This is a genomic window from Enterococcus sp. R12 (assembly GCF_058135755.1).
Genome location: NZ_CM176874.1, coordinates 2,897,017 through 2,919,126, shown reverse-complemented (window position 1 = coordinate 2,919,126; position 22,110 = coordinate 2,897,017). Strand labels below are relative to the sequence as shown.

Genomic DNA, 22,110 nt, shown 5'->3' with positions numbered 1-22,110 from the left:
ATGAAAGAAAACTTTTTATGGGGCGGTGCGATCTCCGCTCATCAAGTGGAAGGTGCTTGGCAAGAAGGCGGGAAAGGGATCAGTATTGCCGATGTGATGACAGCAGGAACGAAAGATCGGCCTCGGAAAATTACCAACACAATCTTGCCTGAGGAATATTACCCGAATCATGAAGGCATTGATTTTTACCATCGTTACCCGGAAGATATCAAACTTTTTGCGGAAATGGGTTTCAAAGCTTTGCGAATCAGTATCGCATGGACACGAATTTTTCCTTTAGGAGATGAACAACTACCGAACGAAGAAGGGCTGTATTTTTACGATCAGGTCTTTGACGAGATGCAAAAATATGGAATAGAACCTGTTGTGACGTTGTCTCATTTCGAGATGCCCTATCATTTAGTTGAAACCTATGGGGCTTGGCGCAACAGAAAGATGATCGGATTTTTTGAACGTTTTGCGCAAACTGTAATGGAACGCTACAAAGAAAAAGTGCGGTATTGGCTAACATTTAACGAGATCAACAATCAGCGGATCATCGATAATCCAATTTACAGTTTTACCAATTCTGGTGTGATCTTTGACGAGGATGAGGAGAAACTAGCAGGCATGTACCAAGCCGCTCACTATCAGTTTGTTGCTTCTGCTCGTGTCGTCACAGCTGCGAAAAAAATCAATCCTGAGTTTCAAATTGGCTGCTGTTTAGCTGCCACGCCTAATTACCCGCTGACTTCTGATCCTCGTGATCAATTGTTAGCACAACAAGAAGATAATAATCAACTCTATTTCACAGATGTACATGTCCGTGGACACTACCCAAAAAGAATTCTCAATGAATGGCAGAAAAAAGGGTACACGATCGATGTAACAGAAGCCGATCTTGATGATTTGGCAAAGGGCACCGTTGATTATATCGGGATTACTTATTATTTAAGCAATACAGTATCTACCCGCTCAGATGCAAACTATTTACATGATCCTCTGTTGGGCAGCAGTGTGCTGACAACGAATCCTTATGCAACGATGACGGAATGGGGCTGGACGATTGACCACATGGGATTGCGCTATATGCTGAATCTCTTGCAGGACCGTTATGAACTGCCGATTTTTATTGTGGAAAATGGCTTTGGTTTTAATGACCAAATGACAGAAACCGGCATTCATGATCCCGAACGGATTGACTATTTAGCTGAACACATCAAACAAATGATGCTTGCCATCGAGGAAGACGGCATTGATGTGATTGGGTATACAGCATGGGGCTGTATTGATCTCATCTCATTTACTACAGGTGAAATGCGAAAAAGATATGGGTTTATCTATGTAGACCGTGACAATGAAGGGAATGGTTCGCTTGATCGAATCAAGAAAGATTCTTTTGATTGGTATAAGGAAGTCATTGCTTCAAATGGAGCAATGCTGAAATAAAAAAGAAGTATCCTATTGCCTATCGGAGACAGAAAAAAGCTAATTTTTATAGTAAGAAAGTCTATTCTAAGAAGTAGGCTTTCTTTTTTTTCTTTTATATAATTTAAATGAAACTGTAAGCGCTTTTCGAACGGAGGAGGAGAAATGACAGATGTACGCCTGTGCTTTGATGTAGGGGGGACCTATATCAAATTCGGGGTTTTTACCGAGAAGAATCAATGGCTGGACCGAGGCAAAATCAAAACCCCGAGTAATACGCGGGATGAATTTTTTGCTGCCTTAGCTGCCAAAATACAAGAAGTCGAGCAAGTGCATGTCATCGAAGGGATCGGGCTGAGTTTTCCTGGTTTCATTGATTCAGTCAATGGCCGAGCGATCATGGCGGGGGCGTTGGCTCCTTTACACGGCTGTGCTGTTGTACAAGAGCTGCAGCAGCGTTTAAACAAGTCCTATCCGATCTGGATCGAAAATGATGCGAAATGTGCTGCTTTAGCAGAACTTTCTACCGGCAATGCTGCTGACGTACAAGATTTTGTCATGATCACATTAGGCACCGGTATTGGTGGCGCGCTCGTTCATCAGCGCCAGTTGATTCACGGACATGGGTTTCGGGCAGGAGAATTTGGAATGATGATCACTGATTTTCAAGCATCTTCTTTTGCGACCCTCCATGATCTAGCTTCAACGAGAGGACTGATTGCTGCCTATCGGCGGACAAAAGCGATTCCTGAATCAGAGGAGATTTTAGGTGAAACCATCATGCAACAGTGGTCGAGTGATCCTGAAACGCAGGAGATCCTGAAACAGTGGGCACGTTATGTCGCACTTGCGATTTACAACCTAGCTGTCACGATGAATCCCGAAAAAATACTGATCGGCGGCGGCATCAGCCAACACCCTGATCTATTAGCTATAATCAAACAAGCAATCAATGAGAACCCCCATTGGCCAGATTTCCAAGTGCCGATCGAGACTTGTCGTTACTATAATGATTCTGGTCTGTTAGGGGCGTTGACATTGATCCAACAAGGAGGAAAAAAATGAAATTTTCAGATGGCGGTTGGTTATTTCGTGAAGGATTTGATGTGAAATTTGCGGTGCATGTCTACGATGCCCGTAAAGAAGAAAACAAATTGGTTTTATATCTGCCTTATAGCTATGTCGGACATAAAGGGGCAACGCTGGATGGCGGATTGTTAACGATGGAAGTCACTACCCCTAGAAGCAATATCATTGGGATCACCCTCTATAACTATAAAGGGGTCCAAGCCAAAGCCCCCGATTTTGAATTAATGACAGAAGCGATCACTCCTGATATTTCAGAAGACGAGCAATCATATGTTTTTCGCTCGGGAGACTTGCAAGTCGTAATCACCAAAGAGGAAAATGTGACAGCTTCGTTTTATTACAAAGAACAGCTGATTACCCAAAGCAAGCCTCGCAGCAAAGCCTTAGTGATCGATCCGCAAGCAAATACCCATATCAGCGAACAGTTGACCCTGGATGTGGGAGAAACGATCTATGGTTTAGGGGAACGCTTTACAAATTTCGTGAAGAACGGCCAGAGTGTTGATATCTGGAATGCCGACGGGGGCACTGGTACAGAGCAAGCTTATAAAAATATTCCTTTTTATGTAAGTAATAAAGGGTATGGCGTCTTTGTCAATTCACCAGATCGTGTGCAATTCGAAGTGGGGAGTGAAAAAGTTTCGCGTGTTCAATTCAGCAATCCAGGACAATCGTTGCAGTACTTTGTGATTGCTGGTGATGAGTTAAAACAAGTGATTCAGCGCTACACTGATTTGACGGGGAAACCGTCGTTGCCGCCTGCGTGGTCCTTTGGTTTGTGGCTAAGTACCTCGTTCTTGACGGATTATGATGAACAAACCGTGACGTCTTTTGTAGACGGTATGGCAGAACGTGATATCCCTCTTGAGGTCTTTCATTTTGACTGCTTATGGATGAAAGAATATGAGTGGTGCAACTTCACGTGGGACGAACGAACTTTCCCAGAACCTGAAAAAATGCTGCAGCGCTTGAAAGCCAAAGGATTGAAAATCTGTGTCTGGATCAATCCTTACATTGGGCAAAAATCACCCTTGTTTGATGAAGGGATGGCGAATGGCTACTTTTTGAAACGCGCCAATGGAGATGTCTGGCAATGGGACAAATGGCAAGCTGGTTTGGCGGTCGTCGACTTCACCAACCCTGAAGCGATCGCTTGGTACAACAGCAAGCTGCGTGCCTTATTAGACATGGGGGTGGATTGCTTCAAAACGGATTTTGGTGAACGGATTCCCACCGATGCGGTGTACTATGATGGCTCTGATCCAGAAAAAATGCACAATTATTACGCCTATCTATACAATAAGGTCGTCTTTGACTTGCTGAAAGAAGTCAAGGGAGCAGAAGAAGCCATCGTTTTTGCGCGGGCAGCTTCGGTTGGTTCGCAACGTTTGCCTGTACACTGGGGCGGCGACAGTACCTCGGATTATCCATCGATGGCAGAGTCGCTGCGAGCAGGTCTATCCTTTGGATTAGGCGGCTTTGGGTATTGGAGCCACGATATCTCAGGGTTTGAAGCTGGCTCAACTCCAGACCTCTACAAGCGCTGGACACAATTTGGTCTGCTGTCTTCCCATAGCCGTTACCATGGCAGCTGGGAATACAAAGTGCCATGGGTCTATGACGACGAAGCCGTGGCGGTAGCTAAAGCCTTTACCAAGTTAAAACTGTCCTTGATGCCTTACTTGCAAGCCCAATCGGTGCTAACCGCTCAAACGGGGATTCCGATGATGCGGGCAATGGTCTTAGAGTTTCCTGAAGACGAGATGACCCATCATTTGGATCGGCAATACATGCTGGGGGAACACCTTTTAGTGGCGCCCATTTTTAATGATCAAGGAACAGTCTCCTTTTACGTACCGAAAACGAAGGGGCATTGGATCGACTATTTATCTGGCAAAGCATACGAGGGCGGACGCTGGTACCAAGAAACCTATGACTATTTCCACTTGCCACTGTTAGTCCGACCAAATCAAGTCATTATCGAAGGCCATGAACAAACCAAAGCAGTCTATGACTATGCCCAACATCCAACGATCCATCTTTTTGATCCGCAAGACAAGACCGCTGCCGCTATCTATGATCACCATGGTGAGTGGATTGGTGAGGTGGCTGTCGAAAGAGTCGATCAAGAACTGATCGTCAAGCTGACTGGCATCCAGCAAGCATCCTTGCAGATACACACGACTGCTGGAAAAACGAGCCATGAGCTGACGGCTGACCAAACCACGATAAAGGAGTTTTAGATGCCCATGCGAACCATCACGAATCCAATTTTACCTGGATTTCATCCAGATCCCAGTATTTGCCGTGTCGGTGAAGACTTTTATCTGGTGACGAGTACCTTTGAATATTTTCCTGGATTACCAATCTATCACAGTAAAAACTTGGCAGACTGGCAGCTGATTGGCCATGGACTTTCGCGACCTGAGCAGTTGCAGCTACCGACGAAAAACCCCAATGCTTTTGGTCTGTATGCCCCAACCTTGCGTTTCATCAAGGACCGCTTTTACCTCGTTTGCACCAATGTTGGCGCAAACGAAGGAGGAGAAGGCAATTTTCTGATTTGGACGGATGACATCGCTGGTGAATGGTCTGACCCGATTTGGCTGGACACCCCTGGGATCGACCCAACAATTTTCGTAGATGACGATGGACAGACCTATTACTTAGGCACCCATAAGGAGATCTATCTGCGGACGATCGATTTGGCTTCTGGAGAACTAGGCCCGCGGCAAAATATTTGGACGGGCAGCGGAGCGGCTGATCCAGAAGGCCCCCACTTGTATAAAAAAGACGGTTATTACTACCTGTTGATCTCCGAAGGCGGAACGTCTTATGGGCATATGCTGACCATGGCCCGCAGCCGTTCCTTGACGGGACCCTATGAAGCATGCCCCAACAATCCAGTGATGACCAATCGCAGTACGAATCTGCCGCTGCAAGCCGCAGGGCATGCGGATCTCGTGCAAGATACTAAAGGCAACTGGTGGGCAGTCTGTCTAGCAGTACGCCCCATCAGCTATCCTTTGAGGCATTTGTTAGGGCGGGAAACATGCCTACTGCCAGTAGACTGGTCAAACCCATGGCCGGAGTTTGGCGAAGAAGGTCATTTGCCAGAAAGCATTCAGGTAGACACAGCGGCGGCACCAAAGGAAACACAAAAGAAGAGCAGCAAGCCTGATTACGTGACTTTATTCGAATGGGACTCGACGTTGATTGAAGAAGAGCCGCATGGCTTCTTGCTGCATCCTAATCAGACGGGTCTGTCTGATCAAGGCAAACTTGCGGCTGTGTTCCAACGGCAAACCGCCTTTGATCAACAATTTCAAGCAACCTTTGATTGTCGGCAACTAACGGATGGACAAGCGGGATTGACGGTTTTCTTAAATGCCACCCATCACTATGAGGGATACCTGGAAAAAACGGCGTCCAGTCAGCAGTTAGTTTTCCGCCGACAGATCGGTTCCCTATGGAAAGTGGAAAAGAAACTGCCTTATGCAGCAGATACAGTCACCTTGCAGCTGAGCGCAGATAAAGAAACTTATCGTTTTTCTGTTGTTGATGAGCAAGGACAAGCACAACCTTTAGGTAGGGGAGAAACAAAATATCTGACTACTGAAGTTGGCGGTGTCTTTACTGGAATCATGGTAGGCTGCTATGCCAGCGCCTCTTCATCACAACAAACCCTTCGTGTGCGGGATTTCTAATCAATCAAAAGCCCCCCTTCGATTTCTGAAACAGGAATCGAAGGGGGGCTTTGCTGTTTTAGTGAGGAGAAGATGAATCTTGGCTTAGATCGTGGATCCGCAAGGTGACTTGTGTGCCGCTGCCCAACACACTCTCGATCGTCAAGCCGTATTCAGGTCCATAAAACATTTTGACCCGATGATTGACGTTGGCTAGCCCAATGTTCTTTTTGGCATGGGTGGAGGGCGTCTTGATTTTTTGCTGCAAGTGTTCGAGTTTTTCTGGCGGTATCCCGCTGCCGTTGTCTTGTACCACGATCACCAGATCATGGCCGTCTTTGGTGATCGTCAAACGGACAAACCCTGGATAGGTGATGCCTTCCAAGCCATGGGAGATGGCGTTTTCCACCAATGGTTGAATCAGGAGGGGCAATATTTGGACTTCTTTTTGGTCGATCTCATTGGAGACTGAATAGGAAAAGTTGACTCGATCGCCAAAGCGCATCCGCTGGATCTTGACATACACGTGAACCGCGTCTAAGGACTCTTCTAAGCTCGTTCGCTTGGTTCCGTGGGCTTCTAGCGTATAGCGCATCGATTTTGCCAGTAACTTGATGGCATAAACGACGTCAGAATTGCCAGAAGTCAGCGCCATCATACGAATCGTTTCTAATGTATTGAACAAGAAGTGGGGGTTGATCTGCCCCGCTAAGATATTAAATTCCATTTGCTGCTGCTGAGTCAACAGCTCTTGCTGTGCCAAACGTGAACGGTAGATCTCTTCTTCTTTTTTCTTGATTCGTTGAATGATCTTATGGAAATCAAGAGAGATCTGTGAAATCTCGTCTTCGCCGCTGATATTTTGAAAGAAATCATAATCCTCGATCGAGGCAAAGTAGACCGCCTGCTGCAGTTGAGAGATTCGTTTGGTAAAGAATCGAGCAAAGAGAAAGACGATGATGAAAGTAGTGATCAAAATCACCAAAACGATCGTGCTCCACCGGATCAGATTAGTGCGTAGATTGCGATAGGCATTTGTATCCGCACTATAAATCGTGATGATATCTTCTTTGTTACTCATGGGTAAGGTGCTTTTGGTGAGCATCACCTTGGTACCATCATTTTTTAAAAAGGCAGCACTCGTTTGCGGCTCAGAAAGAGCTGTCAGCTGTCCCGGTTCCCCAACTTGATTGATTTTGTCGCTATAAAAGATGACATCATCATTTAACTGTAATTCCAATTCATAGGATGAATTACGAAGTCGGTTACTGAGATAATTGTAATCGACTTGGATCTCCAAAACGGCTGTTTCTTTTGATAAAGGCAAAGGCAACGTTTTATAAAGACTCAAACGATTTGCTTTGTAATCCTCTGGCATCGTCATCAAAAAAGCATCGGGTTGCTTAAGAGCTCGTTGGTACCAGGCGGTCGCTTGAATCGTGTCATCTGCCTGTTGAAAATATTTATAGTTCGGAATGGTTTGATTCGTCGTATAGATGGTTAATTTCGCAATCGAGGTTTGAAGATTTCTGATCTCATCTAGCTGATCATAGCTATTGATGTCCACAATCGCTTCTTGATCGTCAAGGTAATTGGCAGTTAAAAGTTGACGTAGATGGGTATCGTTTGATAAGGAACTCGCCGTGTTTGTCAGCGTGTTTGTTGTATCAAAAAGAACAGATTTGACACGCTGAGCATTCAACTCTGCCAAGTGTTGGTAATTGCCTGTCAGCTGTTTGGTTGAATCGTAGACCAATAAGAGACCTATAGTCACTGTGGATAAAAAAACAACAGGTAGATAAAGAATGAACAATTGTCGCCGAATGGAAAACTGACTCAGACGACGAAAAAGTGAGAGATGACTGATTCTTTTCATACTTGTTGATTACGAAAGATAGAAAGCAACAGGAACGAACTACAATAAATAACAAAAGAAAAGCCGAAAATCAACAAGAGAAATTTAAACAACGGAAATAAAACAACAAAACAAAACGCAGCGATAGGAATAAGTGCGAGAGCTAACGAACGGACAGGGTCCGCGATCGGTAACAGAAACGCATTTTTTAGTGTTTGCCTAAAGCTGTTTTCATAACGTCCAATTAAGGCAAGGCAATAGACTAACACAATAAACAGATAAATAGCTGTAACAATTAGAACGAAAGCAAAAATACTGGCAAGAATGGTTTTTGAGGAAAACCAAAACAAGCTACTATACAGTAGTGCTACCATGGGGAGCCCAAGAAGGAGAAAACTACCGGTGGCTTTCATAAAGTTTGCTCGTAGCGCTCGCACATAGCCTACAATCAATTCACCACGCTCCTCATCCGCATAACGAATCGTCACTTCATAAAGGGCAGCTGTCGCAGCACCAATCGTAATAATTGGCAAACAGCTAATGATATATAGTAAATTTAACAATGTAAATTGTGAAAAAACGGTGGTTATTTTGTACAGTTGACCATCAGGATTGTACTTCATTTTTATCCCTCCAAAATTGATATATTCCTATAGTACTCGCAAAAAACAAATTTTGAAAGCCTTACCATTCGAGCGGTTTCTAGCGAAAACATTGATAGATCAACGTTCTTTATAAATAAAAGAAAAATGAAGTCTAAAATGTACGGATTGACCTCTATTTTTCACAGGTGGCAAATAAGCATTCAGGTGCTAGTATTAAAAATGTAAAAGCGGTTACAAAAAAAGGGGGAGGAAAATGGAAAGTAAACTAAGCAGTGTCCCAAGAAAAAATAAGCGGGTGACACGAGAAGGGAAGATTTTGTTTTTATGTATCGTTCCCTTTCTGATTCTCGTGTTTTTGTTCTCTTATTTTCCTTTGCATGGATGGATTTATTCACTTTATGATTACAAACCAGCATTAGGTTTAGCGCGCAGCGAGTTCGTAGGCTTCAAATGGTTTCGACTTCTTGTCTCTAGTCCAACACAAGTGGATCAGATCGTACAAGTAATGAAAAACACCTTTGCCATGAGTTTTTTAGGGATCGCCACTTCGATCCTACCAGTAGGCTTCGCCATTTTACTGAACGAAATCAAGTGCAAATGGTTTAAAAATTTGGTCCAAACGCTGACCACGCTGCCGAATTTTATCAGTTGGGTTTTGGTGTATACGATTGCCTTTAGCTTGTTTTCTTCAACAGGGCTGGTAAACACGTTGCTGCAAGAATGGGGCTTCGTTACCGATCCAGTCAAATTTTTGGATAGCGGCAATCATACGTGGCTGATGATGTGTCTTTGGAATATTTGGAAAGGCTTGGGCTGGGGTGCCATCATGTATCTTGCAGGCATTTCAGGAATTGACCCCGAATTGTATGAATCGGCACGAATTGATGGGGCGAATCGTTTCCACCTGATGCGTCATATCACACTACCTGCCTTGATGCCGACGTTCCTTGTGATGCTGATGCTGTCTATCGCCAACTTGCTGAACAACGGAATGGATCAGTACTTTGTCTTCCAAAATGCATTCAATCGAAACACGATCCAAGTCCTCGATTTGTATGTCTACAATTTAGGGATGGGCGGAAATAGTCTATCGCTAGCGACCGCGATCAGTATGCTAAAAAGCGTCATTTCTGTTGCCTTGTTAGCCATCGTCAATATTGCTTCGAAAAAAATTCGGGGGACATCCATTATTTAGAAGAGGAGGATATCAATGGAACTATCGATTAGTGAAAAGAAAAAGGCGAAAAAAGTACGCAAACGTGAAAATCTGACGTTTAGTATTCTCAACTATACCTTTTTCTTTTTGATTACGTTGATTTGCGCGTATCCCTTTTATTACTTGATCATTAATTCAATCAGTAATAATGAGTTGAGTGCGTTAGGCCAAATTCGCTTTTTTCCACAAGAGATCCATTTTGAAAACTATAGTCAAGTGTTACAGCTAAAAGGATTGCCTCTAGCCGCAACGGTTTCGGTGGCTAGAACGGTGATTGGTACCGCCGCGACTGTCTTAGCTTCAGCCTTCTTAGGCTTCATGTTTACCCAAGAAAAAATGTGGAAACGAAAATTTTGGTATCGCTTTGTCGTGATTACAATGTATTTCAATGCAGGGTTGATTCCATTATTCATCACGATGAAGACATTAGGTTTAACGAATAACTTTTGGGTCTATATATTGCCGGCTGTCGTTCAGCCCTTTAATATCATCTTGGTGAAAACCTATATTGAGTCGATCCCCAAATCATTGCAAGAAGCAGCTGAAATGGATGGAGCTGGCATCATTCAAGTATTCTTTCGGGTAATTTTACCCAACTGTACGCCGATTTTAGCAACAGTAGCGATTTTCTCGGCAGTGGGTCAATGGAATTCCTTCCAGGATACACTGATTTACATTACGGATCAAAGTCTCTACTCCTTGCAATACCTTCTTTATACGTATATCAATCAAGCCAATTCGTTGGCACAAATGGTCAAAAATACCTCGGGATCACTTTCCAGCATCGCTTCAGCAGCAACAACGCAGACGCCGACGTCGATCCGCATGACCGTTTCAGTCATTGTTGTTTTACCAATCATGTTCATTTATCCGCTATTCCAGAAGTATTTTGTTAAAGGAATTATGTTGGGTGCGGTGAAAGGTTAATAAAAAGAAAGAGGGAAGAAAATGAAAAAAATGTCGAAATATGTAACAACAGGTTTGTTAGGCATGACATTGCTAGGTAGTTTAGCCGGCTGTGGAGGAGCAGCTGAATCTGACACAGATGCCGCTTCTAGCGAAAGTGGCTACGATGAAACGATCACGATCGATGTCTATAATGGGCTAGCCAACTATATGGGGATGCAAGAAGGGTGGTTTGCCAAAATCGTGCGGGATAAATTCAATATGGAATTGAACATCATCGCACCAAACGTTGCTGGAAACGGTGATACCCTTTATCAAACGAGAACGGCAGCAGGCGATTTGGGTGATTTGATCATTGTTGATAATGGCCAACAATACAACGAATTGGTTGAAGCAGGTTTGTTGACCGATGCGAGCGAGTATTATGAAACTATGGAAAATGTTCAGCGCTTCGATGCGGCTGTTCAAAATCTAAACAAAGATGCCGATGGGCTGTATGGCTTTCCAACTTCTGTTTCTACCTTAAAAGCCACCGATCCTTCAGAAGGATTAGACCCTACATTTGGTGCTTACGTGCGTTGGGATCTTTATGGGGAGCAAGGATACCCAGAAATCGGGACATTGGAAGACCTGCTTCCTGTGATTCAAAAAATGCAAGAAGCCAATCCAACAACAGATTCTGGCAAAAAAGTTTATGGGTTTTCTCTATTCAGCGATTGGGACGGCAACATGATGAATGCAGGCAAACAGCTGGTCACCTACTATGGGTACGATGAATCAGGATTTGTCTTGGCAAAAGCCGATGGATCTGATTATCAAAGCATTCTCGATAGTGACTCTGAATATATTCGTGCACTTAAGTTTTACTTCGAAGCCAATCAAATGGGCTTAGTTGACCCAGAATCAACGACGCAAAATTACGATACACTTTTTGCAAAATTCCAAGAAGGACAAGTGTTATTCTCATGGTGGCCTTGGTTAGGTCAAGCGGCCTTTAATACGACCACGAACTTGACTGAAGGAAAAGGCTTTATGTTGGCGCCGATCCAAGACCAAAAAATCTTCTCTTATGGTGCGGAAGTATACGGGGGCAAACAATTTATCGGGATCGGTTCTAATGCCGAAGACCCAGAACGAATCGCAGCCTTCATTGACTGGCTCTACTCATCAGAAGGTGTGTTAGCAAATTCTTCTCAAACAAGCGGCAGTAGTGGTCCAGAAGGGTTGACTTGGGAAATGAAAGACGGCGAGCCTGTCTTAACTGAGTTCGGAAAACAAGCATTGCTAGATGGTGATGGGGATGTGCCAGAAGAATACGGTGGCGGAAGTTACAAAGATGGCGTATCTGCACTCAACGTCAATACGGTATTACCGATCGATATCAATCCTGATACAGGCTTCCCTTATGCTTATACGATGTGGGAAAGCTACCAAAATGAAACAACCGATCCTGTAAAAGAAGATTGGTCAAAAAATATGGGTGGTGCAGAATCCACCATTGGTTATTTAGAGGAGAACGACCAATTGTTAGTTGCCCCTGGTGCCAGCTATGTAGCGCCAGAAGATAGTTCAGAGATCTCTACGTTGCGTAACCAAGCCAAAGCGACGATCATCGAGTACTCTTGGCGAATGGTTTTTGCCAAAGATGAAGCAGAATTTGATCAATTGCTAAAAGAAATGCAAGAAACAGCAGATGGTCTTGGCTATCAAACCGTTTTGGAATTTGACATGAACAATGCAAAAGATCAAAACGAAAAACGGATAGAAGTAGCGAAAGAATTTGGAGACTAATCAAAAACAAACAAAGAATCGCTCGAGTGATTTGCCAACGGTTCCTTGGCAAAAGTGAGTATACAGCCTTTGGATAAGCAATCACTTAAGAAGATTGATCCAGCACCAGCGGATCAGTCTTCTTTCTTTAAGGAGGAAAACAATGATAGTGGAAAAAAAAGATCGTTTGCTTTTTATGGGGGATTCGATCACAGATAGCAATCGAAATTATCAAGCGATACCCGCAGGTTGGTCTTCATGGGGGGACGGCTATGTTCATCTGATCAACGCCTATACCACAGCATTACTCCCGCAAATGGAATTAATGATCGTCAACCGGGGTGTCAGTGGGGATACGGTTGTCGATTTGAAGAAGCGCTGGAAGGATGATGTGTTGGCATTTCAACCAGATTGGGTAACGATCATGATCGGTGTGAATGATGTGTGGCGGCATTTTGATGGAACCTTTGCTCAAACGGAACTAGTGGGGATCGAGAGATTTGAATCAGAGCTGCGTGATTTGATCGAGCAGACCTTGTCAAATGTCAAGGGGATGATTCTTTTGAGCCCGTTTATGGTTGAAGCCAACAAAGAAGATCCATTAAGAAAAATGCTTGCCAATTACCAACAAGTGCTTGCCAAAGTAGCGCAAGAGTATGGTATCCTTTTAGGGGATACGCAGGAAAAGTTTGATGATTTTTTGCTTTATCAATCATCCTATGTCTTAAGCAGTGATCGCGTGCACCCCTCGACTGCCGGACATGTGTTGATTGCAAAAACATGGCTGGAAACAGTCGGTATTTTGGAGGAAAAACAATGATCACAGTAGAAACGATCCAGCAAGTCGCACATCAAGGCCCCTTTTTTCCAAATTGGCAGTCATTGGGCGCTTTTGTTCTACCGGAATGGTTCCGCAAAGCAAAATTTGGGGTCTTCATTCATTGGGGACTGTACAGTGTTCCAGCCTTTCACAATGAATGGTATTCAAGAAATATGTACATCAAAGGCCACCCAGAATATGATCACCATATTGAAACCTATGGTCCACAAAAAAACTTTGGCTACAAAGACTTTATTCCGATGTTTACCGCAGATAAATTTGATGCAAATGAATGGATTCGCTTGATCAAACAAGCCGGTGCCAATTATCTTTTTCCCGTTGCAGAACATCACGACGGGTTTCAGATGTATAAAAGCGAACTGTCTGAATGGAATGCGTCAGTTATGGGGCCGAAAAAAGATATTCTTGGGGAACTAAAAGAAGCAGCAGAGGAGCAAGGCCTGCATTTTTGTACCTCATCTCATCGTGCCGAACATTGGTTTTTTATGGGACACGGTAAGGATTTTGACAGTGATATCAAGGAGCCGCTAGAAAAAGGCGACTTTTACTGGCCAGCGATGCCAGAGCCAGACCATGAAAGTCTCTTTAGCGAGCCATACCCGTCAAAAGAATTTTTAGATGATTGGCTACTTAGAACCTGTGAACTCGTCGACAACTATCAACCAGAGCTGCTGTATTTTGATTGGTGGATCCAACATGAAGCCTTCAAGGAGCATTTGCAACTTTTCGCTGCTTACTATTACAATCGTGGGGCTGAATGGGGCAAACAAGTTGGTATTTGCTACAAACACGATGCCATGATGTTTGGTAGCGGTATCGTGGAGATCGAACGGGGGAAATTTGCCGAACCACAACCATTTTACTGGCAAACAGACACAGCAATCGCACGTAATTCATGGTGCTATACCACGACATTGGATTATAAAACAACACGTGAGATTTTACAGGATTTGATCGAAGTCGTCAGTAAAAACGGCAATCTCCTTTTGAATATCGGGCCGAAAGGGGATGGTTCGATCCCAGAAAAAGATCAAGCGATCTTAAAAGAAATCGGTGCGTGGCTGGATGTAAATGGTGAAGCCATTTATGATGCGAAACCATGGCGCAAAGCAGGGGAAGGGCCCACGACCGTAGTTTCGGGCCAATTTCAAGAAGCACAGGCGACGACATACACGAGCCAAGATTTCCGCTTTACGGTTCAGGGGGATTCGATGTATGCGATTGGCATGGTAAGTCCTCAGAATGGACACGCAAGGATCCAAGCACTGGCACAATCCAAAGACCAAAATTTGCCAGAATTTCACGGCATCATCAAAACCGTCACGATTCTAGGATACGAAGAACAGCCTGTTGATTGGCAAGTGACCGATGAAGGCTTGCAACTAACTTTTGAACCAATTGAAACCGACCAACCAATTGTCTATAAAATTACAATGAAATGAGGCGCAACCCGTGATACATGAAAAAAGATCTGCACTTTTACCAGAAAGCCAAGCAAGTTTAACTACCTATGTCATCGAAAATTCTCCTGAAATGGAACCAGATCGTGTCCGACCAGCTGTCATCATCTGTCCTGGCGGCGGCTATGAAATGTTGTCGGATCGAGAAGCGGAACCTATCGCCATCAAAATGATGAGCTTTGGTTTCCAAGCCTTTGTGTTGCATTATAGTATCAAACCGGCTGTCTATCCGTTAGCCTTAAAGGAATTGGCTGCTGCCGTTCGTCTTGTCCGCACCAATCATGACACCTGGCACGTCGATCCTGAAAAAATCATCGTTGCTGGTTTTTCAGCTGGTGGCCATTTAGCTGCTAACTTGGGTGTGTCTTGGCAGCAACCTTTTCTAGCAGAGGCTTTACAAGGAGCCAATGAAGAATGGCGGCCTAACGGGTTACTATTGAGCTACCCAGTATTATCTAGTGGAGAACTTGGGCACCAAGATTCCTTCCGTTCATTATTAGCAGATCGTTACGAAACAGAAAAAGCCGCCTTGTCTTTAGAGACTTTAGTCAATGAACAGACACCACCAACGTTTCTTTGGCATACGTTAGAAGATGGATTAGTCTTGGCGGAAAACAGCCTCCTTTTTGCCGAACAGCTGCGCAAATTTAATATACCTTATGAGCTACACATTTTCCCTCGGGGCGGTCACGGGTTAAGTTTAGGAACGCCAGAAACCGCCAACAGCGATCAACATGGGATCGAAGCGTCGGTTGTCCGTTGGCCAGAATTATTTGCTGATTGGGTAAAATGGAATTTTTGAGAAACGTTTAATGATCGAAAGAAATAAGCCATTGTCTGCTGAGTTCAGACAATGGCTTTTCTTTTCGTTGTTATCAGATAGTTTATTCAGCTGAAAAGACAACCGTTCCTTGATAAAAACTTTTGCTGACGAAGCCTTTGCGGGCAACGAATTCTGCCGTACAAGCAGCTGGTGTCAGCAAGAAATCAGCCGAATCACCAACCTTAGGCCATTGCTGCGCACCGTTTTTATCTAAGGGCACTTTGCCATCAGTAACCAGACCTAGGGCTTGCGTCAAGTCTTCCTGACTTTTGACGGCAAAAATCTCTAAATAGCGCGCCAGCTTTTCTTGTAAAGAACCGTCGCCAAGAGAAGACCAAGAATCATAGACATTGTCGCAACCGATATGAACAGCCACGCCATAGCTTTGCAATTCCTTCAGTGGCGGGATCGTTCCTGGGCTGATGGGAATACTTGAAATGATATGGATCTCTAAGTCTGCTAAGGCTTGAAAGACTTCTTTGCGTTCTTCTCCCTCAAAGTCATTTAGACCAAAGGCGTGACTGATCGCTACTTTTCCTTGCATATTGAATTCCTTCGTCAAACGAATCATTTCTTTGACGGTCGCTCTGCCAGCTTCTTGCCGATCATGAAGATGGAGGTCAATACCGACATGCCCTTTTTGAGCAAGTTCAAAAGTTGTCCGTAAGGAAGTTTTATAATCTTGATCGAGTGTATAAGGATCAACACCGCCAATATAAGAAGCTTTGCCCGTTGCTAAGGCTTCTTCAATCAAAGAAGCTGCATTTGAGCGCAATAAGCCATGTTGTGGGAATAAGACCAACTCCGAGCCAAAAGGTTGTTCGGCGACTAATTCAGTGATCGCATCAAAATAACGCAGCTGAGTCATTGGTTCAATATCGATATGTGAGCGGAACATCACCACACCGTGAGGTAGTTCTAAATCAATCAGCGCTTGTCCGCGTTCTTTGATTGATAACGGTAAGGCATCTAATTGGGGAATCTCAGTTTCAAATCGTTCCACCAAGCTAGCTGCGGGCGTTACTGGACGCCAAGGAGTACCTAATTTACTTTTGTCCAAATGACAATGTTTTTCGATCAATCCTGGCAACAATAACTGATTTTCCCCATCAATGATCGTCGCCTCACTTGATGCCTGCCATTCAGTCATCGGCACGATCTCCGCTATTTTTCCATCATTGATCCCGATTGCTGTATTTTCTGTTTTGGTTCCATAAGACCAGTCGCCTTCTTTTAAATAACTCGTCTCAAGTTGAACATTTGTAAGCCATAAATCCAAGAAATCGCCTTCTTTCGTGTTTGCTTCATGGTATCATACATTCGCTGCTCGGCTCTAAAGAGATGCTTGTGGCAAAAGGACTAAGAGCTGAGCCTTGCAATCATTGGCTAGAAGTGTAGGATAGAAACTAAGTGAAGATAACGAGGAATAAACCAAAAGACTTGGAGGATAAAGGATGAAGAAAAACGACTTTCTATTGACAGCTGATGAGCTGTCCCATCAGAAAATGGAGTATCTAGAAACATTGTTCGCTGTAGGAAATGGGCAAATCGGCGTCCGTGCAGGGCATCCTTTGAAGGTCAATCAACTGTATCCAGGAAATCCTGGGGCGTTTGTCAACGGCTTTTTTGACAGTGAGCCGATTCAGTATGGCGAATGGGCTTATGGGTATGCAAAAGAACATCAAACGATTTGCAAATTGCCAAACTTGCGTGGAGTTATTTTGAAAATCGGCGAGGAGGATTCTTCGGTTGAGGAATGGCAAGTCGAACGAACGCAAATGAGTCTTGCATTAGCTGACGGGATTCTGACGGAAAGTTATCGGATCACTACTCCGACCGGAAAGTCTTTTGAGTTGGGGTTAACTTCGTTTGCGTCAATGACGCGTTGTGAACTCTATGTTTGCCGCTATGAAGTGATAACAGCCGATTTTTCAGAACCGATCGAACTATCCCACACATTAAATCAGCAATTCTCTGTCAATAAAACAGATGATCCTCGAGTTGCCAGTAAGAATCATCAATTGGAAAAAGAACAAATGGGCGCATACCAAGTATGGACAGCACCAAATAGTCAAAAGCAAATCGCTATTCGGCTGCATCAAGAAAAGCAGTATTTGACAGTTGGAGAACCGTCAACTTCGATTTTTCAGGTCAAATTGCTGCAAAGGTTTGGTGAGACACCATTTGAGCAGAAAGTCGACGAGTTTTCTGTCTTATTAAAAGAACAAGCGGATTACTATCGATCTTTCTGGCAAGCCAGCGATATTCAAATCGTGGGGGATGACTATTTGCAAAAAGGGATCCGTTTCAATTTGTTTCATTTGAACCAAGGTGCAGGGCGTGATGGGAAAACGAATTTCGCCGCAAAAGGGCTGACGGGTGAAGGATATGAAGGACATTATTTTTGGGATACAGAAATGTATCTACTGCCTTTCTTCGTTTATACGAACCCCGAGATAGCCAAAAGCTTGCTTTCCTATCGTGCAAGTATTTTGCCGCAAGCCAAAAAACGAGCAAAAGAATTGAATCAAGCTGGGGCATTGTTTGCTTGGCGTACGATTGACGGTAATGAAACGAGTGCCTATTATCCAGCAGGTACAGCACAACTGCATATCAATGCCGATATCGTTTATGGTTTTCAATTATATGAACGTATCACGGGTGATCAACCCTTTATTGAAGAAATTGGTAAAGAAGTCGTTTTTGAAACAGCGAAATTCTGGTTTCATTATGGCACGTTTGTTGTAAAAGAAGGACAAGAGCGGTTTTGTATTCATGGAGTGACAGGACCAGACGAATACAGCGCTTTGGTAAACAACAATTTTTATACAAACAAAATGGTACAAAATAACTTACGCTATGCGGTCGAATTGGCCAACCGATACCATGTCTATCAAGAATTGATTGCCGATTGGGAAAAAGCAGCTGACTTGATGTACTTCGGTTACGATGAAGAGCGGCAGCTAACGAAACAAGATGATTCCTTCTTAGATCAAGCGCTGTGGCCATTTGAGGAAACACCTGCTGAGAATTATCCGCTTCTGCTTCACTATCATCCAATGATCATTTATAAGTATCAAGTATGCAAGCAAGCAGATACTGTTTTAGCAGAGATGCTGTTTACTCATGAATTTTCAGCAGATCAATTAACAAGAGACTATGACTATTACGAGCAGGTGACGACCCATGACTCCTCGTTGTCTCGTTCCATCTTTAGTGTGATGGCTAGCCGAATCGGCGACACTGAAAAAGCGTATCGCTACTTCATGGATACCGCACTGATGGATCTCAATGATTTGCAAAAGAATGTTGTAGACGGTGTTCATGCTGCCAATATGGGCGGCAGCTGGTTGAGTTTGATTTATGGTTTTGCTGGTCTGACCTATGATCGCGGACTTCACTTGGCGAATCATTTGCCACAGAAAATCGAATCACTGACCTTTACGATCACTTATCAGCAAGAAGCAATCAGAGTGAAGCTTCAAGGGGGAGAAATCGAATGCCGGTTGCTGCCTGACAGCAAGTTGCGTATTGTCAAAGAGGGGCATGGACTTTGGATTCAGCAACACACCACGACTATCGATGCCTATCCGTAAGAAGACTGATCAATCGGATAGAACCAGAACCGCCGCAAGGATTTTCGCCTGCGGCGGTTTTTTTGACTCGTTCCATAAATCTTCTTGTAGAAATTTCCCTTAATGAAAGGGAAGATATACCTATGGAGGTTGCTTGAGTTTGACTCTAAACTAGTAAGCGAGGGAGAGAGAGATGGAAAAATTAAGCCTATTGTTGTTAAGAACACTTTCGAAGCATGACGGTTTTATGACGAGTAAAGCGGCTGCTGCCGAGTTGGGTGTTAGCAGGAAAACCGTTCGCCGTTATGCAGAAGAAATCAACCAGCATCAAGAACGATACGGTTGTATGATCCAAGCGAAAAAAGGGAGTGGGTTGTATTTACAAATAACGAACGAAGAAGCTTTTCAGCGAAGGAAAGAACAAGCGTCACACAATGACGACTTTGTTTCTAGAATTATTGAATTCTTTATTCAAGAAGAAACGTATATTAAGTCCGAAATGCTTTGCGAACGCTTATTCATTTCTCAGAGTAAGCTATCTCAAGAATTGAAAAAGCTGCGACGTATACTAAGCCATTACCAGCTCTCCATTCAAACGAAGCCGTATTACGGAATGAAACTTAGCGGCAGCGAATTTGACTTGAGACGGTTTATGGCTAGTAATTATTTGCAAAGAACCCATATCAAGCAGTTAGAAGAGGGCACAATCAGCGAAGATACACCGTCGCTTCTTCATCAGCAGATAAAAGCGATCGTTTCGTCGGAGTTTTCGCAAAAAGCCTACCCCATGTCGGAGGCTATTTTGAACAATCTGGTGAATCATTTAGCGATCGCTGTCTTACGCATGCAAAGCGGCCGCTACTTGGATCGAAATCTGCCAATCAGCGGCAGGACCAATGATGAACAGACGTTACTAGGAGAGCGAATCATAGCCAGAATTGAAAAAGAATGTGCTGTACACTTTACCGAATACGAGCGAAATTATGTTTTAGGGCAAATCGTTGGCAAACGAGTAGTCCCTAGAAATGAAAAGATGACTGTTTCAGATGAAGCAGCAGAATTGGTCAGCAAAATTTTAAAAGCGATCAAGGAAAGCCGCCAAATCGATTTCAGCAAAGACTTGGATCTGCAAACGATGTTGATGTTGCACTTTGCTCCGCTGATCGATCGGATCGAATTGGGGATCGAGCTGAAAAATCCTTTGTTGAATGAGGTGAAGGTACACTGTAATGTCGCTTATGATTTAGCCATCATTGCCGGTCAAGTCATTGCAAAGCAATTTGAAAAGACCATCAGTGATCATGAACTCAGCTATTTGGCGATGCACTTTGATGTGGCTTTAAATAAGAAAAATTCGCAAACACAGCGCAAGTATATTTTAGTGGTCAATGACCTAGGCCGAGCGGCCAATACCTTCCTTAAAGAGAAATTTGAGTTTTATTTTCGCAATTATATCAAGAAAGTCACGGTATGCAATCAATATGAATTTTTGCAAATGATCGAAGAGCAGGAGTTCGATTTCATCTTTTCTTCGATTCCCCTTCCTTACGAAGGAACGATTCCTGTTATGAATGTTGATTATTTTATGCAACCGGATATGATCAAAAAGATCGAAGCCGCATTGGCCGCTGTCTTCACAGAAGAAGTGCTTTTGAACTACTTTAAGGAATCATTATTCATCTGTGAACAAGAATTTGAAACAAAAGAAGCGGTATTGCATTTTTTATGCCAACAAATCAAAGAACAGTATTCAATGCCTGAGAATTTTGAAACATTAGTTTTTGAACGAGAAGCCTTTTTTGGAACCGATTTCTTACCGTCGGTCGCTTTCCCTCATCCCAATGCACTGATTGGTTCAGAAACGGTGATTGCTGTTGCAAACTTGAAAAAGCCAGTGTTCTGGTACAAACAGTCGGTTCGTCTCGTTTTCTTATTAGTGATTGCTGAACAAGATCACTTAAAAGTGCAACCGCTGAATGATCATTTGATCAAACAATGTTCTTCGTTGGATAAAGTTAACAAACTAGCTGCAACAACGGACTTTATGTCGTTCATTAATTATTTAAAGGAGTAGTATATGACAAATGAAAAAGTAACCTTAGAAGGTGCATATAATTTTCGCGATTTTGGCGGCTATCGGACCAAAGAGGGAAAATATGTGGTGACTGGAAAACTATACCGCTCAGACGAATTGAGCAAATTGACAGAAGCCGATCAGAAAAAATTAGCAGCTCTGGGAATCGAGAAAATTATTGACTACCGTAATGCCCAAGAAAGAGTAGACAATGAAGACAAACCCATTGGGAATGCTCAGGTGCTTTATTTGACACCGATTGCTGATATTGCTGCTTTAGCTTCTTCAGAAGAAGGGGAGCCAATGGCGCTTTCTGCAGAAGAAATCACCGCCGAAGTTGCAAAAGAATTGGTGATTCGGCAAAATCATGAATTTGTTGAAAACAGTCAATGCAAGACCGTTTTTAAAGAAGTATTGGACATTCATTTGGAAGCTGAAGGTGCAGTGGTTCAGCACTGCCGTGGTGGCAAAGACCGCACCGGTTATGGGGTTGCCCTGATTCAGTTACTGTTGGGTGTCAGTTATGAAGAGGTCATGGAAGATTATCTGCTGACCAACGAGTACAAAAGAGAGAAAAATACCAAGAGTCTCAAGCAGATACAAGAAGAAACGAACAACCCCGATTTTGTGGCAGCAATGCGATACTTCAAAGAAGCTGATCGGTGCTTTTTACAAACCGCTTTGGATTTGATTGAGGCTCATGGGGGGATTGAAACGTATGTAAAAGAAGAACTGGGTTTTTCACAGCAGAAAATCCAGCTGCTTAAAGATAAATACTTGCGGGATTAAGTGAAGGAGGACCT

General features: G+C 43.6%; 16 protein-coding genes. 13 read left to right on the top strand and 3 right to left on the bottom strand.

Going from position 1 to position 22,110, the window contains the following annotated elements:
• The 4 genes from ACTW1R_RS13540 (at position 1) to ACTW1R_RS13525 (ending at position 6,203) form a co-directional block, all read left to right on the top strand.
• Positions 1-1,428, top strand: coding sequence for a 6-phospho-beta-glucosidase (locus ACTW1R_RS13540; RefSeq protein ID WP_218213432.1), 1,428 nt, complete (start codon positions 1-3; stop codon positions 1,426-1,428).
• Between the two features lie 144 nt (positions 1,429-1,572).
• A complete protein-coding gene (locus ACTW1R_RS13535; protein ID WP_375826487.1) occupies positions 1,573-2,472 on the top strand; it encodes an ROK family protein in 900 nt (299 codons plus the stop codon).
• On the top strand, positions 2,469-4,739 hold the full coding sequence (yicI, locus tag ACTW1R_RS13530; protein WP_284590862.1) for an alpha-xylosidase: 2,271 nt from the start codon (positions 2,469-2,471) through the stop codon (positions 4,737-4,739). The genes ACTW1R_RS13535 and yicI overlap by 4 nt, the downstream gene beginning before the upstream one ends.
• A complete protein-coding gene (locus ACTW1R_RS13525) occupies positions 4,740-6,203 on the top strand; it encodes a glycoside hydrolase family 43 protein (RefSeq protein ID WP_375826488.1) in 1,464 nt (487 codons plus the stop codon).
• A gap of 58 nt (positions 6,204-6,261) precedes the next feature.
• Here the strand turns inward: ACTW1R_RS13525 and ACTW1R_RS13520 are convergent, their stop codons facing one another.
• Positions 6,262-8,058: a sensor histidine kinase gene (locus ACTW1R_RS13520; protein WP_016608393.1), complete on the bottom strand. Its 1,797-nt coding sequence runs from the start codon at positions 8,056-8,058 to the stop codon at positions 6,262-6,264.
• A complete protein-coding gene (locus ACTW1R_RS13515) occupies positions 8,055-8,660 on the bottom strand; it encodes a YesL family protein (protein ID WP_375826489.1) in 606 nt (201 codons plus the stop codon). The genes ACTW1R_RS13520 and ACTW1R_RS13515 overlap by 4 nt, the downstream gene beginning before the upstream one ends.
• Before the next feature lie 235 nt (positions 8,661-8,895).
• Here ACTW1R_RS13515 and ACTW1R_RS13510 point away from each other — a divergent pair, with 235 nt between their 5' ends.
• From ACTW1R_RS13510 to ACTW1R_RS13485, 6 genes are all read left to right on the top strand, one after another.
• A complete protein-coding gene (locus ACTW1R_RS13510) occupies positions 8,896-9,837 on the top strand; it encodes an ABC transporter permease (RefSeq protein ID WP_005228459.1) in 942 nt (313 codons plus the stop codon).
• 15 nt (positions 9,838-9,852) lie between these two features.
• The gene (locus ACTW1R_RS13505) at positions 9,853-10,785 is read left to right on the top strand and encodes a carbohydrate ABC transporter permease (RefSeq protein ID WP_005228460.1); all 933 of its coding nucleotides are present in this window, start codon (positions 9,853-9,855) and stop codon (positions 10,783-10,785) included.
• A gap of 21 nt (positions 10,786-10,806) precedes the next feature.
• Positions 10,807-12,555 (top strand): type 2 periplasmic-binding domain-containing protein, encoded by a 1,749-nt coding sequence (locus tag ACTW1R_RS13500; RefSeq protein WP_288722115.1) that lies wholly within the window; start codon positions 10,807-10,809, stop codon positions 12,553-12,555.
• Positions 12,556-12,697: 142 nt separating this feature from the next.
• Positions 12,698-13,354, top strand: coding sequence for an SGNH/GDSL hydrolase family protein (locus ACTW1R_RS13495; protein WP_074933228.1), 657 nt, complete (start codon positions 12,698-12,700; stop codon positions 13,352-13,354).
• Complete coding sequence (locus tag ACTW1R_RS13490) at positions 13,351-14,817, top strand: alpha-L-fucosidase (RefSeq protein ID WP_375826491.1); 1,467 nt, start codon at positions 13,351-13,353, stop codon at positions 14,815-14,817. The genes ACTW1R_RS13495 and ACTW1R_RS13490 overlap by 4 nt, the downstream gene beginning before the upstream one ends.
• 10 nt (positions 14,818-14,827) lie before the next feature.
• Complete coding sequence (locus tag ACTW1R_RS13485; RefSeq protein WP_010749929.1) at positions 14,828-15,637, top strand: alpha/beta hydrolase; 810 nt, start codon at positions 14,828-14,830, stop codon at positions 15,635-15,637.
• A gap of 82 nt (positions 15,638-15,719) precedes the next feature.
• On the opposite strand, the gene ACTW1R_RS13480 is transcribed toward ACTW1R_RS13485, so the two are convergent.
• Positions 15,720-16,937 (bottom strand): amidohydrolase family protein, encoded by a 1,218-nt coding sequence (locus ACTW1R_RS13480; RefSeq protein ID WP_375826492.1) that lies wholly within the window; start codon positions 16,935-16,937, stop codon positions 15,720-15,722.
• A 175-nt stretch (positions 16,938-17,112) separates the two neighbouring features.
• On the opposite strand from ACTW1R_RS13480, the gene ACTW1R_RS13475 reads away from it, so the two are divergent.
• The 3 genes from ACTW1R_RS13475 (at position 17,113) to ACTW1R_RS13465 (ending at position 22,096) form a co-directional block, all read left to right on the top strand.
• Positions 17,113-19,254 (top strand): glycoside hydrolase family 65 protein, encoded by a 2,142-nt coding sequence (locus ACTW1R_RS13475; protein WP_375826493.1) that lies wholly within the window; start codon positions 17,113-17,115, stop codon positions 19,252-19,254.
• Positions 19,255-19,426: 172 nt separating this feature from the next.
• Positions 19,427-21,307 carry a BglG family transcription antiterminator gene (locus ACTW1R_RS13470; protein ID WP_422708857.1) on the top strand — a complete coding sequence of 627 codons (1,881 nt, stop codon included), beginning with the start codon at positions 19,427-19,429 and terminating at the stop codon, positions 21,305-21,307.
• A 3-nt stretch (positions 21,308-21,310) separates the two neighbouring features.
• On the top strand, positions 21,311-22,096 hold the full coding sequence (locus ACTW1R_RS13465; RefSeq protein WP_489927297.1) for a tyrosine-protein phosphatase: 786 nt from the start codon (positions 21,311-21,313) through the stop codon (positions 22,094-22,096).
• Positions 22,097-22,110: the final 14 nt, after the last annotated feature.

What these genes read in the sequence shown, in the direction of transcription:
- yicI (WP_284590862.1), top strand. Translation starts at nt 2,469, where the DNA reads ATGAAATTTTCAGATGGCGGTTGGTTATTTCGTGAAGGATTTGATGTG.
- ACTW1R_RS13510 (WP_005228459.1), top strand. Translation starts at nt 8,896, where the DNA reads ATGGAAAGTAAACTAAGCAGTGTCCCAAGAAAAAATAAGCGGGTGACA.
- ACTW1R_RS13505 (WP_005228460.1), top strand. Translation starts at nt 9,853, where the DNA reads ATGGAACTATCGATTAGTGAAAAGAAAAAGGCGAAAAAAGTACGCAAA.
- ACTW1R_RS13535 (WP_375826487.1), top strand. Translation starts at nt 1,573, where the DNA reads ATGACAGATGTACGCCTGTGCTTTGATGTAGGGGGGACCTATATCAAA.
- ACTW1R_RS13495 (WP_074933228.1), top strand. Translation starts at nt 12,698, where the DNA reads ATGATAGTGGAAAAAAAAGATCGTTTGCTTTTTATGGGGGATTCGATC.
- ACTW1R_RS13525 (WP_375826488.1), top strand. Translation starts at nt 4,740, where the DNA reads ATGCCCATGCGAACCATCACGAATCCAATTTTACCTGGATTTCATCCA.
- ACTW1R_RS13475 (WP_375826493.1), top strand. Translation starts at nt 17,113, where the DNA reads ATGAAGAAAAACGACTTTCTATTGACAGCTGATGAGCTGTCCCATCAG.
- ACTW1R_RS13490 (WP_375826491.1), top strand. Translation starts at nt 13,351, where the DNA reads ATGATCACAGTAGAAACGATCCAGCAAGTCGCACATCAAGGCCCCTTT.
- ACTW1R_RS13470 (WP_422708857.1), top strand. Translation starts at nt 19,427, where the DNA reads ATGGAAAAATTAAGCCTATTGTTGTTAAGAACACTTTCGAAGCATGAC.
- ACTW1R_RS13465 (WP_489927297.1), top strand. Translation starts at nt 21,311, where the DNA reads ATGACAAATGAAAAAGTAACCTTAGAAGGTGCATATAATTTTCGCGAT.
- ACTW1R_RS13515 (WP_375826489.1), bottom strand. Translation starts at nt 8,660, where the DNA reads ATGAAGTACAATCCTGATGGTCAACTGTACAAAATAACCACCGTTTTT.
- ACTW1R_RS13500 (WP_288722115.1), top strand. Translation starts at nt 10,807, where the DNA reads ATGAAAAAAATGTCGAAATATGTAACAACAGGTTTGTTAGGCATGACA.
- ACTW1R_RS13540 (WP_218213432.1), top strand. Translation starts at nt 1, where the DNA reads ATGAAAGAAAACTTTTTATGGGGCGGTGCGATCTCCGCTCATCAAGTG.
- ACTW1R_RS13520 (WP_016608393.1), bottom strand. Translation starts at nt 8,058, where the DNA reads ATGAAAAGAATCAGTCATCTCTCACTTTTTCGTCGTCTGAGTCAGTTT.